Raw genomic sequence first — 13,806 nt, 5'->3', positions numbered from 1 at the left:
CTATCCATGTGGATAGTTTCCGCTCAATTCTGTTTTTCAGCTATGAGGCGCATCTTGCAGCGGACGCACCTGCGCCCTGCTCCAGAGCAGGGCGCATGAATGTTTCTGGCATCGACGGTATGCATAGCGAGGTCCTGGGCCAAGAAAGCCCAGGATCTCCAAAGACCTGTTCATTTAAAAACTAACGAACAGCACAACACACGGACTCATAAGAGCCATACCTTACCACCGTTCCACCTTCAACCTCGATAACAGTATCACAGGTCTCCAGAGTGTTAAGCCGGTGTGCAATGACGATCAGCGTGGTGCCATCACCCAGATCATCGACGGCGCGCATGACTTCCTGTTCGGTTTTACTATCCAGCGCACTGGTCGCCTCATCCAGAATGATAACGCTTGCCTCTTTATAGAAAGCACGGGCTATCGCGATGCGTTGGCGCTGTCCGCCGGAAAGAAAAACACCTCGCTCTCCTACCGGCGTGTCATAGCCGGCAGACCACGATTCGATGACATCGGAAATTTGCGCCTTGGCTGCGGCTCGCCGCACACGATCGAAATCGATGTTTTCGTAAGACACCCCAAAAGCGATGTTTTCAGCCACTGAGGCGTCGGACAGGAATATCTGCTGCGGCACATGGGCAATGTTTCTTTGCCAGTTGCGGCTGTTGCCCGTATTCACTTCAACACCATCAACCGAAAATGCGCCTTCCGTTGGAGTCAGCAAGCCCATCAACGTGTCGATCAGCGTACTTTTTCCGCTCCCCGTGGCTCCCATCAGGCCAACTCGCGAACCCTTGGGAATGCTCAGGCTTATATCTTTCAACACCCATGGAGCATCCTTGCCGTAGCGATACGACACATGATCCAGCGACAGGCAGTCATTAAAATCCAGAGGGGTCGGCGTCGACTCGACTTCGACCTCGTCGCGCTTCTCTGGCAGAAGGTCCAGGACATCTCGTAACGAGTCTTGCGCGCCACTGATACAGGCCCAGGCCGCATAGGATTGCTGCAACACCGGAAGCAGGCGTTGTGCCGCAAGCGCCAACGCGCCCAGCATCGGGATCGATGCAAGCAGCCCACCGGGTTGCTGCGCAAGCCAGTACGCAAAAACCGCAATCATCAACATACCGAACGATTCGATAGCGAAGCGTGGCGAGTTGGCGATGATCTGGATATTGGCTCTGGCACGACGCAACGTGTAATCGGTGCGATCAAAGTCCTTGCGATAGGTCTGCTGAGACGAGTCAATAATAACGTCTCGAATACCTTCAAGACTTTCACTCATCAACTTCAGTTCTTTATCGGAAGTGACACTCACCACCAGGCTGTCTTTTTTCAGTTGCTTTCTTGTCACCAGCACAACCGCCAGGTAGACGCCACCAAAACTCGCAAAGGCGAGAAAGGCAACGATGGGCTGGATGACCAGCACAATGACAAGAATTGCCAACATCATGAAAGCCGAGCTGACAATGGTCAGCGACGGAAATAGAAACTCCCGCACCACCGTGTCGACCTTGTTGAAAATAGCCGTTATGACTTCGCTGCTATTCCTGGAGATGTGCTTGCTGTAAGGCTGATGAATGACTGTCTTGTATATATCGCTTGCCAGATCACTCCCCACTGCCGAACTCAATCTGTTCTGCGCCCACATCAAGACAAAACGACTGACACCGGAAAATATGGCGGCCACTGCAAAAATGACGGTCAACGGCAACAAGAGCCCGTTGGCAGAGTCAATATTCATCGCAGCAAAAACATCACCAACGAGCGGCTGACTCAGAAGTTTCTCGGGGTTGATCAAAACCGCCAGGAACGGAACGATTGCCCCGATACTGACGATTTCTGCAAGCGATGCGACCACCATGAGCCCGAGGATCACAAAGAACTGCAGCTTTCTTTTGAGTGTAAAACACTTCCAAAGACGGCCTAACAACTGAATCATTGAGTCACTCTTCGCCAGAAAAATTATTAACAGCTGCGATGACCGCCTCGACTTCAGACGAGGTCATTTCAGGACTCATGGGTAAACTCAGAACCTGCTGATGGATCGTCTCGGTCAACGGGTAGCTTTTCCCGTTCAGCTCTTTATATGCCTGCTGCTGATGAACCGGAATAGGGTAGTGGATGATGGTTTGAATGCCCTGATCAGCCAGATGCTGCTGCAATGCATCACGCTGCTGGCATCGAACAACGAACAGATGCCAGACATGGCTCTGCAGCGACAGAGGGCAAACGCCAGCAGAAAGCGGCAGCTCTACGGCGGGGTTGCTGATGCCCTCCATGTACATTTTGGCGATTTCCCTGCGGCGCGCAGTCTGGTCATCCAGATACTTGAGCTTGACGCTAAGCATGGCGGCCTGAATCTCATCCAGGCGGCTGTTCACGCCCTGATAAAGGTTCTTGTATTTTTCATGGGAACCATAGTTGCGCAGTGCGCGCAGGACTTTCGCCAACTCGTCATCGTCGGTAGTTACCGCGCCGGCATCGCCCAGAGCACCAAGGTTTTTCCCTGGATAGAAGCTGAAGCCCGAGGCATTTCCCCAACTGCCTGCCCTTCGGCCATTGAAGCTCGCACCATGAGCCTGGGCAGAGTCTTCAAGAACCAGCAGTCCCTTTTCCTCAGCCAGCGCCATCAACGCCGTCATGTCGGATAATTGCCCATACAAGTGGACAGGCATGATGACGCGGGTTCTGGAGGTCACCGCAGCCCGGGCCTTGGCAGGGCACAAGTTATAGGTGGCAGCATCAGGCTCGACCAGCACCGGCACCAACCGGTTTTCGGTGATAGCCAGAACACTGGCGATGTAGGTGTTGGCAGGCACGATGACTTCATCGCCATCCTTGAGTTTCCCCAACTCTTTCCAGGCACGCAGCGTCAGGTTCAGCGCATCAAGACCATTCGCAACGCCGATGCAGTGCCGACTGCCGCTATAGGCTGCAAAACTTTCTTCAAAGTTTGAAAGTTCATTACCGCCGATGTACCAGCCCGAATCGATGACGCGGGTGCATGACGCTATCAACTCGTCGCGCATCGTCGAGTTGATTTTCTTTAAATCCAGAAAACTGATCATTTGTCCAGGTACCTGATAATTCTTGCCGGGTTGCCAACTACAACAGCGCTGTCGGGCACGTCTTTAGTGACCACAGAACCTGCCCCTACCATTGCATTGCTACCGATGGTGATCCCCGGCAGTAATGTTGCATTGGCACCAATACTTGCTCCGGCCTTGACCGTTATCCCCTGAAAAGCATCAGGGTATACTTTTGACCTGGGCATCGGATCGTTGGTAAAAGTTGCATTTGGGCCAATGAACACGTTGTCTTCTATCCGCGTGCCGCTCCACAGGAAAACACCCGACTTGACGGTAACATTGTCCCCTACGATGACATCGCCTTCGATCAGCGTATGGGCACAGATATTACAGTTACGACCGATAACCGCTCCCTGCAGAACAACGGAGTATTGCCAGATACGTGTCGAACTACCAATGTCTGAACTTTTAACATCGGCCAGAGCGTGAATCTCAGACATTATTTATCTCCGCGAGAAAGCGATCATAATTCCTGATGTAATCCGACTCGTCATAATGTTCGCTGGCCAGTACGAGCAATATGCAGTCATCACTAAAGTCATGCATTTCGCGCCAGACCATACTTTCGATCAAGAGCCCTCTGGTAGAACTGTCCATCCAGGTTTCTTCACGAACTTCGCCATTATCCAGCACCATGCGGCACTTTCCGGCCACACAGATGGCAACCTGCTTCAAGTTACGGTGAGCATGATAACCGCGACTGACACCCTCGCCGGTTCGATAAATGTAATAAACGCGCTTAATATCAAAAGGTATTGCTTTTTCCATACCGATTTCAAGAGCGACCAACCCTCCTCGTTCATCGCCCAGACTGGGAAAGTCAATCCATTTCATCATGCTCACTTAACATGCTCCGCTATATTTTCTGGTTGGCGCCGTATAAAAATTCATCGAGATCGGCCATCGATACGAAACCGTATGGCTCAGCCGTCACCATGCGTTCTGTACCAGAGGTGCATAATGCTTTTTTGCCATCCCTGCCCCTGCATACAACACGTCTCGGAGATTGTACACCGAGGCTGCGCGGGTACGCCCGAAACTAAAACACCGATAATACGCAGGGCAGGCCGCCAGTTATACCTTTGTTAGCCATGATTGATAAAAACGACCGTATGTCCGAAGCTATAGCGCAGACATGTTTTGCATCATGGCCCTGAAATACGGAGCCCGGAGTGCATGAAGGACCACGCTGGCTCAAGGATTTCTGGAACGCTCATGGCATTCCTGTCCACCCCGACCATGGATGGATAAAACGCAATGAAGGTGAAAAAGCGATCAGCCAGATCGCAACGCATACGTGAGCAGCAGCGGGTCAACCTGCAACGCTATTGGCTGAATTTCTATCGCACCCGATATTGGGCCAAGGTCATGGGCGCTGGTTCGATGATGGTGTTGATGGCGGGAGTGTCGCTGTTCACAAAAAGCATGATGCCCATCTATCTGATGGCACCCATTGTGGTGGTCGGTCTGCTGATGCTTACCTGGTTCTGGCGCAAACGAATCGGGCTGGTTGCCGATGAACAGAACCAGCCCGAATGAAGCACGGGTCACCTCAAAACTTGAACCGCCCCACACTCGCCTGAAGGCTGCCGCCCAGCCTTGCCAGTTCGGTGCTGGACATCGCGGTTTCGCCGCTGGCGACGAAAGTCTGCTCCGAGATCACCCGCACGTTTACCACTCGACGATTGATTTCGTCGGCGACGATGCTCTGTTGTTCGGCGGCTGCGGCGATCTGGGTGTTCATCTGCTCGACGGTGGAAACAGAGCGGCTGATGCTCATCAATGAGGTGCCCGCACGGCGGGTCAGTTCCACACTGCTTTTGGTCAGGGACAGGCTGTTATCGAGAATCGTCGCCACTTTCTGAGTGCCGTTCTGCAGGCTGCTGACCAGCCCTTCGATTTCTTCTGTAGAGGCTTGAGTGCGCTGAGCCAGGCTGCGGACTTCGTCAGCAACCACGGCAAAACCACGACCGGCTTCGCCTGCACGAGCTGCTTCGATAGCGGCGTTGAGGGCAAGAAGATTGGTCTGTTGGGCGACCGACTTGATCACATCCAGCACCGTGCCGATCTTGTCGCTTTCGCGGCTCAGGTCGTTCATTGCGTCGGTCGAGTGATGGACTTCTTCTGCCAGGCGCCCGATCTGGTCAATCGCCTGAAGCACGACCTCATCGCTTTTACGGGCCTCGTCATGGGCTGCGATGGCTGCGTTGGAAGCATCCTCGGCATTACGGGCCACTTCCTGAACAGTGGCGGCCATTTCGTTCATGGCAACCGCGACCTGATCCGTCTCGCTCTTCTGGCTGGTAACCCCGGCAGTGGTTTGCTCGGTGACCGCCGAGAGCTGCTCCGAAGCGCTGGCCAATTGCACGACGCCATCGCGAATGCCACCAATCAACTCACGCAGGTTGACTGTCATGCGCTGCATGCTGGCTTGCAGAAGGCCAAGTTCATCCTTGCGATTGGCCGTGATATCGACGCTCAGGTCACCGGCTGCCACCCTTTCGGCAGCGAGCAGGGTTTCCTTCAGTGGGCCAACGATCAGACGGGTGATGAGCCAGGCTGCCAACGCACCGAGAATGAGCGCAAAAATCGCGGCAGCAACCAGAAGATTCTTGGCCTGATCGACATCGTTATCGCGTTTGGTGGTCTGGCTGATATGCAGTTGCCTGCTGTCCTCGAACAGGTTGGCAACCTCTGTATTCAAGCCATCCTGCGCCTTTCTGGCTTTCGCCTCATCGTGGGCCTGTGTGGCCTGAACAAAATCCTGGAAGTGAACGCGATAGCGTCTGCTCGACTCCACGCCTTGGCTGAGCAGTTTCAGATCCGAAGGGCTGTGAAACATCCCGCGGATATCTTGATAATGAGCTTCCAGGCTTTCATTCGTGCTGAGTACTGCTGCGGCGCGGTCCGCACTGGCTTCAATCGTGTAACTCAAACGCCCAATACGCATGTCACGCACAATCTCATTGAGCTCTGCGATGGCCGTCAGCTTTTGGCCTCGTTCACGCAGGATATTGATCTCCACCCAACTGAAAGCCGCAATCAGAGTCGTCAGCAACAAGACGCTTACAAAGCCCAGAGTCAGTTTCGATCTGACGCTGATATTGCCCAGTACAAGTGCGAGCCAATTGAACATTTCAGAGCACTCCGAGAACGTTTAAGTGCTGATGAGTGTCCCTAGGGCAATCACAGTTCCCTGTAAACGCTGGAGTTGATTCTGTTTGTGTCCGGTAAAACCCGTACAGGCAGGCGCCCCCCTTCACCCTACCTGTGAAATGTCTTCCCCAATGCCTCAAGACGCACTGCCAAAGGAGGCAGGCGTTGGCTGCTTTGCGACAGTACGTCGATGTTGGCGGCGGTATCTTCGGCGATGCTTTGCACCGAGCGCAGTTGGTCGGCGATTTCGCGACTGGCGGTGGATTGCTCATCGGTGGTGGTAGCAATCAAACCGTTCAGTTGGGTGATATGACCAATGCCGTCGCCCACGGCACGCAATGATTCGGATGCCCGCTGGCTGTTCTCGACGCAGCGCTCGACACCTTCAAGGCTGTCCTGCATGGCCGTGGCGGCTTCGCGGCTGCCTTGTTGCAGGCCATGAATGATGCCCTGAATTTCCTTGGTCGACGACGCCGTGCGCTGGGCCAGGTTGCGGACCTCATCGGCCACGACGGCAAAACCGCGACCCTGCTCGCCAGCGCGTGCGGCTTCGATGGCGGCATTGAGTGCCAGCAGGTTGGTCTGCTCAGCAATGCTACCGATCACGTCCAACACTTTGCCGACCTGCTCCGACTGCTCGGCAAGGGCCTGCACGGTTTCGTCGGTGGTATTGATACGCTCAGCCAGTCGGGTGATTTCGCTTTGTGCCCGGTCAACGCTTTCACGTCCGTGCGCAACCTGTTCGCGGGCATCGCCAGCCCGTTGCACCGCCTGTGCGACATGCCCTGAAATATCGTTCATGGCATCGCCCATGCGCTGCATCGCATCGGTCATGCGGGCAATTTCACTCAGTTGATGCTGAGCACCGGTTTCCAGCGTGCCGCTGGCCCTGGCCAGATCATGACCCAGCTCGCCCAGGCCGCGTGTGTCGCGCACCACGCCATCCACAAGCCCGGTGATCTGTGACAGGAAACTCTCGAAGCGCTGGGTAAGGGAAACATGCTTGCCTGCCCGTTCGTCAGCCTTTGTTTCAGTCGTGAGCTGCGAGGCAGTGGCGAGCATCTTGTCGAGCATGTCCTGATTCTCGACAGCCTCGGCCTGATTCTGGACGGCGAGGTACATCAGGATTACCGTTTCAACCACCACGTAGACCGCATGCACCATGACCATGCCCCAGCCACCGGCATGGTGCATGACATACACCGGGAACCCCGAATGCTGCAAAGCGTGGAATACCACGTGATGAACGGCGATGACTGCGGCCGCAACCAGGATAGGCAGCCAGTCGCGGTAGAAGGTCAGCACGGCCAGGAAGACAAAGATACCGAAGTGGATTTCCACCACCCCTTGAGCCTGATTGATATGCAGTGCGGCCATGACCATCAGGCCGACGCCAAAACAGCAGCGCATCAATCGGGTCCCGCCAATGGCGCGATACAGTGCCGTCAGCACCAAGGCAGTGCCACCGCCCACCACCATTGCCTGGGTAAAGGTGTCGTGCCAGAACGCCAGACCGACTGAATACACAAACAGCAGCCAGATCAAGCCAAGCATGATGCGGTCGGCCTTGCGGTAATGCTCAAGAAAACGAGGAGCTGAAAGCATCAAACACTTCCTTATGAGAGGACCAAACAACAGACAGCCAGCATCATGGACGAGCAAAAGCCCGGCCAAGTCATAGGATGACTCGAAGACACGCAAGAGAATGTGTCAAATCGGTGATCTTGCGCAACTGTGTTATTGGCGTTTAGCCATCAGTGACGCAAAAGCTTGCGTAAAGGCACACCGTCCTTCATGACCGGTGACTTGATGACGATGTAGCTGAAGTACTTGGAAATGCCGATATTCTTGTCCAGCAGCTCTTCGATCACTTCCTGATAGTGCTGAATACTGCGGGTCATGAAGCGCACCAGATAGTCGTAACCGCCACTGATCAGGTGGCATTCGAGCACTTCATCCACGTGACGGATATTGGCTTCGAACTTGGCAAAGTCTTCGCGCTTGTGGTCGCTGAGGGAAATTTCTGTGAAGACCGTGACCGATTCGGTGATCTTCGCGAGATTCAGGTGGGCCTTGTAGCTGGAAATATAACCGGCTGATTCGAGACGTTTGACCCGTTGCAGGCAAGGGCTGGCAGATAGCCCGACAGCGTCTGCCAGACTGACGTTGGTCATGCGACCGTCTTTCTGGAGCTCGACCAGGATGTTGATATCAATCCGATCCAGTTTGACCAAGCCTTCCATCACCTACCTCTTGATTGCCATTCACCAAAGCTCTCTTCTAGCAAAATCAGCGCCTTAAAGACAGCTGATGCTGCGCCACCAGGTCAGCCATGCTGTTGATGCACAGATCGGCAGTGCAAGGCTGGCGATGTTCGGCACGGTTGCGACGGATCAGACACAGGCCGCCGTTGCCCAGCGCTGACGCCGGAGGCCGGGACACCAGCAAGGTTTCACTGGGGGCCAGATCCATCCCGGCCAGCCAGCTCGTATCATCCAGCGGATGAGTGGTCAGCGACAACAAGCTGTCGGGCTCCAGCCCCAAACGCTCGCACAAGGCATTTCGATCCTGTGCATCGCGATCGGCATAAACCAGCAACCGGTAAAACTTGCGCAGGTACAACATGGCACCCGGCGCATCCTCGAACAAGGTCCAGGTGGCCACTGACCGCGCGAAAGCCATACCCTCCTCCCACGTGGCCCGGGCACCGAAACGCTCGGACAACTGGCGATGGGCAAAGCACAGCAAACCGCTGAAACCCAGCTCGCCAAAGCGCGGATAAAGCGCACTCACTACCTCACTGAATACCGCCAGCACCTGCTCTTTGTCGGGTTTATCAGCGCTGTGCTCCAACAATGGCTGCAACGCTGCCCAGACACCGGAATCACGGTCCACCAGAACTTCATCGCAGTCGATCAACAGTGCTCGGTAATCAGTCAGCCCCATGACAGGTCAAGCCTCCATTAAACATTCAGTCCCAACGGCCGCGCAGTGTGCATATCTGCGCGACCAGGCTTGAGCGACTACTTGGACTTCAATACTCGTGCCAAGGCAGCATCGAGGATGGTCAAGGCTTCATCGATCTGAGCCTCAGTCGTCACCAGCGGCGCGAGGAAGCGCAAGACGTTGCGATAAACGCCGCACTTGATGACCAGCAGGCCGCCGACGCGAGCCTGATCGATCAGTTGCTGATTGAGGTCCGCGTCCGGGCTGCGCTCGGCGTCGTCCTTGACGATTTCCATCGCCAGCATGAAACCGGGGCCGCGTACGTCGCCAATGCAGGAATAACGGGACTGCAGCTTGAGCAGGCCGGCACGCAGGTATTGCCCCAGTTGTTCGCCACGCTCCAGCAGTTCTTCCTGCTCGTAGGTATCGATCACCGCCAGCGCTGCGGCGCAGGCCAGAGCGTTGCCGCCGTATGTGCCACCCAGGCCGCCCGGAAGCGGTGCATCCATGATCCCGGCACGGCCGACCACACCCGACAGCGGCAAGCCGCCAGCCAGGCTTTTGGCGACCGTGACCAGATCGGGCTGAATGCCTGCGTGTTGGAAACCGAACCATTTGCCGGTCCGGCCGAAACCGGTCTGGATTTCATCGAGAATCAGGACAATGCCGTGTTGCTCGGTCAGGGCACGCAGCGCTTTGAGAAACGCCACCGGCGCGCTCAGAAAACCACCATCGCCCTGCACAGGCTCGATGATGATGGCTGCCACGCGATCCGGCGCAACCTGCGTGGCCAGCAACTCATGCAGCGCGGCCAGGGCCATTTCGCTGGTGAAACCACGGTATTCGTTGGGATACGGGGTGTGGAACACTTCAGGTGCCAGAGGGCCGAAGTTTTGTTTGTACGGCTGGCTCATCCCGGTCAGGGTCGTGCCCAGCAAGGTGCGGCCATGGAAACCGCCACGAAACGAGATGATCGCCGGGCGATTGGTGTGGGCACGGGCGATCTTCACAGCATTCTCGACCGCTTCGGCACCGGAGGTGAAGAACACCGCCTTGTGCTCGATAGCACTTTCACCTGCCACCAGATTGCTCAGGCGCCTGGCCAGATCAAGATAGGGCTGATAGGCAACGACCTGAAAGCAGGCATGGGTGACCTTCTCCAGCTGGCCCTGCACCGCTTTGACGACATTGGGATGGTTGTGGCCGATGTTCAACACACCGATGCCGCCAACGAAGTCCAGATAACGCTTGCCATCGACATCCCACAATTCGGAACCCTGGGCGCGCTCGATGACCAACGGGTGAGCGGTGACCACACCACGGGGTACGAACTGATCGCGCTGACGGAGCAGATGAGGTGTTTCGTCGACTTTGCTATTCATGACTTTACCTGTAGTGGACCGGGCAACCGGCAGGTGGTTGCGATGTTGTTCAGGTTAAGCGTTCAGCGAAACGATCTAAGCCGAACTTGCCTTCTCAGATGCCCATATCCACTGTTTTCACCCTTGCAAACGGCAGATTCCTTCTGGCCATGCAATCTGCCGCGCAACGCCCTGTTTACAGGCTGAGCCGCCCCTTTGCAGTGCCTCTTTCAACAGATCCTGCTCCAGCCTTGAGGCATGATGGAGGCCCACTTTCACGCTCAGGAAATGCCCATGCCCGCCCTGCTCTATAAAGCCGATCCTGCCCGTAGCGAGCGCTGGAAAGCCTTGTTTGCCGAGCACGCTCCCGATATCGAATGGCGCGCATGGCCGGACATTGGCGACCCGCAGGACATCCACTATCTGGCGGCCTGGCTGGCTCCCGATGATCTGGAACAGGTGCTGCCCAATCTCAAGGTGCTGTTCGCCTTGTCAGCCGGTGTGGATCAACTGGACCTGAGCCGTATCCCGCAATCACTGCCAGTGGTGCGCCTGCTGGACCCCGGCATCACTCAGGGCATGTGCGAATACGCCTGCTTCGCCGTGCTGAGCCTGCATCGTGAAATGCTGCGCTATCGTCAACAGCAGATCGAAGGCCGTTGGCAGGCTCACCCACTGATCCCGGCTCATAAAAGGCGCATCGGGGTCATGGGGCTCGGGTTGCAGGCGCAGCACATTCTGTCGAGCCTGAAAGGCTTTGGTTTTGCCCTGTCAGGCTGGGCACGCAGCGAGCATCGTATCGAAGGCGTCGAATGCCATGCTGGCACCGAACAACTGCCTGCGTTCCTGGCGCAGTGCGACATCCTGCTGTGCGTGCTGCCCCTGACAGAACAGACCGAAGGCATCCTCAATCGCGACCTGTTCAAGCACCTGCCGCAGGGCGCGGCGCTGATCAATATGGGTCGCGGCAAGCATCTGGTGGAGGACGACCTGCTGGAGGCGCTGGACAGCGGCCAGCTCAGCGCCGCCGTGCTGGATGTGCTGCAAAAGGAACCGGCAGCAACCGATCACCCGTTCTGGAAACACCCGAAGATTCTGCTGACACCCCATATTGCCGCCATGACCCAACCGGAAAGCGCGTTTGCGGGGCTGCTGGAAAACATTCGGCGCTTTGAAAGAGGCGAGTCGATGGAGGGGCAAGTGGATCGCGGGCAGGGGTATTAGCCTTGGCGAATGAATTCACCCCCACACAACCTTAATCATGCCAATGCCACGCGGGTGCATCCAATGGCCTCTGGCCTTGCACTTCGGTCTGGCCCAAGGTCTTTTGCAGGACGATTTTCTGGCAGTCTTCATGGCGGCTCAGCTCCCTTATCAGGATGCTTGAGTGAGACACCACCCAGACCTGACAACGCTCCGAGGCGCGGATAATCAATCGCGCCAGGGCGGGCAACAGGTCGACATGAAGGCTGGTTTCCGGCTCGTTCAAGACCATCATCGACGGTGGTCGCGGTGTCAGCAGTGCGGCCATGAGCAGCAGATAACGCAGCGTTCCATCCGAAAGCTCAGCCGCCGTCAGCGGTCGAAGCAGCCCGTGCTGATGAAGGAGCAAGCTGAACAAACCTCCCGGCGTGGCGTCGATTTCCAGACGGGTTCCGGGAAATGCATCGGTAAGTGCTGGCTGTAAATCCTCCACTTCGCCCACTTCGATGATGGTCTGCAAGGCCGCCGCCAGATTGCGCCCATCGTGATGCAGCACCGGTGTGCGGGTACCCAATTGTGGCTGGCGAACCGGGGCATCCCGATCTATGCGGAAATGGTCGTAGAAACGCCAGCCCTTTATGAGCGTACGCATTTCGGCGATTTCAGCAAAATTTCTCGGGCTGCCCAGTTGAGCGAACAGGCTGTCGAACGGCTGCCCATGTTGCTGGAGGATGTCCCATTCCCGGCCCTGACGTGCACGGATCATAGGCCCCTTGCGATCCACCAGCAGGGAAGCCGGCCGGTACAACGGCCCGGCCCAGATGCATTCCCGCTTGATCTCCGGGTCCAGCATGAAAGCGGTGGGATACGGCAGCGGTTCCGGCAAACCCAGGGAAATGGCAAAACCGAAGTCCTCGGTGGCAAACCCCAGGCGCAGGCGCTTTGCCTCTCGACGCACGGATGCCTCTAGAGGCACTTCGCCCTTTTTCATACGCTGGCTGACCACTTCAGGACCGGCCCACCAGGTCGAGTCCAGTCCGCCTTCATGGGCCAAGGCTTCCACCACACCGCCTTGAGCCGTCTCCGCCAATAGCCGCAAAGCCTTGTAGAGATTGGACTTGCCACTCCCGTTATCACCCGTAACAAGGTTGAGCCTCCCCAAGGGCACAACCAGATTATTGATCGAACGATAGTTGGCAACGGCCAGAGTTTTCAGCATCGGTGAAGCAGCTCCTGAGTCCATGGAGCCGCACTATCGCCCACCGGTCTGCAGCACTGCAACCGGTGTTCTGATCTGTAGAAGTACTTTATGGGAGGCAGCATGCTGGCGACTTCATTGAAGGTATCCACAAAATCACCGCAAATCCGGTAGGAGTGGCTTCAGCCGCGAAGCCATCTTTCGGGCGCTGAAATGTGTGCTGACTTCACCGGCCTCGTCGCGAGCAAGCTCCCTCCCACGATGGGTGCAGCTCAAAAAATGTGACGATTCCGAAAGACCAATCCATATCTTCTGCATGAAACTTCCCTGACAATCCAACCCGTTTGTGCCTGCCAGATCCGGGAACTAGTCTGCGCTCCGTCGCTGCAAAATCAGCGATCGGGTGTGGAAACCTGTTCTTTTCTGTAGGCGCACAAGCGTCACCAAGTTGCTTGCCGGATATGTAATCGGCGAGTGCACTATGGCGGCTATGTGCGGGCAGACTTCGGTCTGGCCGGGTGCCTACAGCCTGGTTTTCCACCCCGTTCATAGCTGCCACCTTTTGTCGTGTGGAAACGGCAAGAGATGGCTCCGGAATGTGTAGGAGTTTCATCATGTTAAAAGTAACCCCCGATCCACCCATCAAACTCGAAGAAACACTTCTGCGGGTTTCTGAGGTTGGGGCCTGACGTATTCGTGAATCACCGCAAACCCGGTAGGAGTGGCTTCAGCCGCGAAGCCATCTTTCGGGCGCTGAAATGTGTGCTGACTTCACCGGCCTCGTCGCGAGCAAGCTCCCTCCCACGATGGGTGCAGCTCAAAAAATGTGACGATTCCGAAAGACCAATCC

12 protein-coding genes are annotated in these 13,806 nt (G+C 56.2%); 2 read left to right on the top strand and 10 right to left on the bottom strand.

All coding sequences use genetic code 11. The annotated features are described in order from the left end of the window. Positions 1-181 precede the first annotated feature (181 nt). Genes Q6A51_RS09600 through Q6A51_RS09585 form a run of 4 tightly spaced genes read right to left on the bottom strand, consistent with a single transcriptional unit; the run spans position 182 to position 3,929 of the window. Positions 182-1,942, bottom strand: coding sequence for an ABC transporter ATP-binding protein (locus Q6A51_RS09600; RefSeq protein WP_201018941.1), 1,761 nt, complete (start codon positions 1,940-1,942; stop codon positions 182-184). A gap of 4 nt (positions 1,943-1,946) precedes the next feature. Beyond that, positions 1,947-3,071, bottom strand: a complete 1,125-nt coding sequence (locus Q6A51_RS09595) for a DegT/DnrJ/EryC1/StrS family aminotransferase (protein WP_304574682.1) — start codon at positions 3,069-3,071, stop codon at positions 1,947-1,949. Then, positions 3,068-3,532: an acyltransferase gene (locus tag Q6A51_RS09590; protein ID WP_201018943.1), complete on the bottom strand. Its 465-nt coding sequence runs from the start codon at positions 3,530-3,532 to the stop codon at positions 3,068-3,070. The genes Q6A51_RS09595 and Q6A51_RS09590 overlap by 4 nt, the downstream gene beginning before the upstream one ends. Beyond that, a complete protein-coding gene (locus Q6A51_RS09585; RefSeq protein WP_236124188.1) occupies positions 3,525-3,929 on the bottom strand; it encodes a sugar 3,4-ketoisomerase in 405 nt (134 codons plus the stop codon). Before Q6A51_RS09585 ends, Q6A51_RS09590 begins: the two co-directional genes overlap by 8 nt. Before the next feature lie 420 nt (positions 3,930-4,349). On the opposite strand from Q6A51_RS09585, the gene Q6A51_RS09580 reads away from it, so the two are divergent. Beyond that, entirely contained in the window at positions 4,350-4,631 is a 282-nt protein-coding gene (locus Q6A51_RS09580) for a hypothetical protein (protein ID WP_304574681.1), read from the top strand. Between the two features lie 13 nt (positions 4,632-4,644). On the opposite strand, the gene Q6A51_RS09575 is transcribed toward Q6A51_RS09580, so the two are convergent. From Q6A51_RS09575 to gabT, 5 genes are all read right to left on the bottom strand, one after another. Continuing rightward, entirely contained in the window at positions 4,645-6,228 is a 1,584-nt protein-coding gene (locus tag Q6A51_RS09575; RefSeq protein WP_304574680.1) for a methyl-accepting chemotaxis protein, read from the bottom strand. 128 nt (positions 6,229-6,356) lie between these two features. After that, positions 6,357-7,853, bottom strand: coding sequence for a methyl-accepting chemotaxis protein (locus tag Q6A51_RS09570; RefSeq protein WP_201004033.1), 1,497 nt, complete (start codon positions 7,851-7,853; stop codon positions 6,357-6,359). 149 nt (positions 7,854-8,002) lie between these two features. After that, positions 8,003-8,491 carry an Lrp/AsnC family transcriptional regulator gene (locus Q6A51_RS09565; protein ID WP_002555947.1) on the bottom strand — a complete coding sequence of 163 codons (489 nt, stop codon included), beginning with the start codon at positions 8,489-8,491 and terminating at the stop codon, positions 8,003-8,005. Between the two features lie 46 nt (positions 8,492-8,537). Continuing rightward, positions 8,538-9,194 carry an HAD family hydrolase gene (locus tag Q6A51_RS09560; protein WP_304574678.1) on the bottom strand — a complete coding sequence of 219 codons (657 nt, stop codon included), beginning with the start codon at positions 9,192-9,194 and terminating at the stop codon, positions 8,538-8,540. 77 nt (positions 9,195-9,271) lie between these two features. Then, positions 9,272-10,576 (bottom strand): 4-aminobutyrate--2-oxoglutarate transaminase, encoded by a 1,305-nt coding sequence (gabT, locus tag Q6A51_RS09555; protein WP_201018947.1) that lies wholly within the window; start codon positions 10,574-10,576, stop codon positions 9,272-9,274. A 273-nt stretch (positions 10,577-10,849) separates the two neighbouring features. Here gabT and Q6A51_RS09550 point away from each other — a divergent pair, with 273 nt between their 5' ends. Next, positions 10,850-11,779 carry a 2-hydroxyacid dehydrogenase gene (locus tag Q6A51_RS09550; protein WP_304574677.1) on the top strand — a complete coding sequence of 310 codons (930 nt, stop codon included), beginning with the start codon at positions 10,850-10,852 and terminating at the stop codon, positions 11,777-11,779. 31 nt (positions 11,780-11,810) lie between these two features. Here the strand turns inward: Q6A51_RS09550 and Q6A51_RS09545 are convergent, their stop codons facing one another. Next, the gene (locus Q6A51_RS09545) at positions 11,811-12,977 is read right to left on the bottom strand and encodes an AAA family ATPase (RefSeq protein ID WP_201018949.1); all 1,167 of its coding nucleotides are present in this window, start codon (positions 12,975-12,977) and stop codon (positions 11,811-11,813) included. Between the last annotated feature and the right edge of the window lie 829 nt (positions 12,978-13,806).

This window comes from Pseudomonas serbiensis, assembly GCF_030580745.1.
Classification (GTDB): domain Bacteria; phylum Pseudomonadota; class Gammaproteobacteria; order Pseudomonadales; family Pseudomonadaceae; genus Aquipseudomonas; species Aquipseudomonas serbiensis.
Note: the sequence above shows the minus strand (reverse complement) of the source record. Positions and strands in the feature narration are given on the sequence as shown.

What these genes read in the sequence shown, in the direction of transcription:
- Q6A51_RS09550 (WP_304574677.1), top strand. Translation starts at nt 10,850, where the DNA reads ATGCCCGCCCTGCTCTATAAAGCCGATCCTGCCCGTAGCGAGCGCTGG.
- Q6A51_RS09595 (WP_304574682.1), bottom strand. Translation starts at nt 3,071, where the DNA reads ATGATCAGTTTTCTGGATTTAAAGAAAATCAACTCGACGATGCGCGAC.
- Q6A51_RS09580 (WP_304574681.1), top strand. Translation starts at nt 4,350, where the DNA reads ATGAAGGTGAAAAAGCGATCAGCCAGATCGCAACGCATACGTGAGCAG.
- gabT (WP_201018947.1), bottom strand. Translation starts at nt 10,576, where the DNA reads ATGAATAGCAAAGTCGACGAAACACCTCATCTGCTCCGTCAGCGCGAT.
- Q6A51_RS09575 (WP_304574680.1), bottom strand. Translation starts at nt 6,228, where the DNA reads ATGTTCAATTGGCTCGCACTTGTACTGGGCAATATCAGCGTCAGATCG.
- Q6A51_RS09545 (WP_201018949.1), bottom strand. Translation starts at nt 12,977, where the DNA reads ATGCTGAAAACTCTGGCCGTTGCCAACTATCGTTCGATCAATAATCTG.
- Q6A51_RS09570 (WP_201004033.1), bottom strand. Translation starts at nt 7,853, where the DNA reads ATGCTTTCAGCTCCTCGTTTTCTTGAGCATTACCGCAAGGCCGACCGC.
- Q6A51_RS09565 (WP_002555947.1), bottom strand. Translation starts at nt 8,491, where the DNA reads ATGGAAGGCTTGGTCAAACTGGATCGGATTGATATCAACATCCTGGTC.
- Q6A51_RS09585 (WP_236124188.1), bottom strand. Translation starts at nt 3,929, where the DNA reads ATGATGAAATGGATTGACTTTCCCAGTCTGGGCGATGAACGAGGAGGG.
- Q6A51_RS09560 (WP_304574678.1), bottom strand. Translation starts at nt 9,194, where the DNA reads ATGGGGCTGACTGATTACCGAGCACTGTTGATCGACTGCGATGAAGTT.
- Q6A51_RS09590 (WP_201018943.1), bottom strand. Translation starts at nt 3,532, where the DNA reads ATGTCTGAGATTCACGCTCTGGCCGATGTTAAAAGTTCAGACATTGGT.
- Q6A51_RS09600 (WP_201018941.1), bottom strand. Translation starts at nt 1,942, where the DNA reads ATGATTCAGTTGTTAGGCCGTCTTTGGAAGTGTTTTACACTCAAAAGA.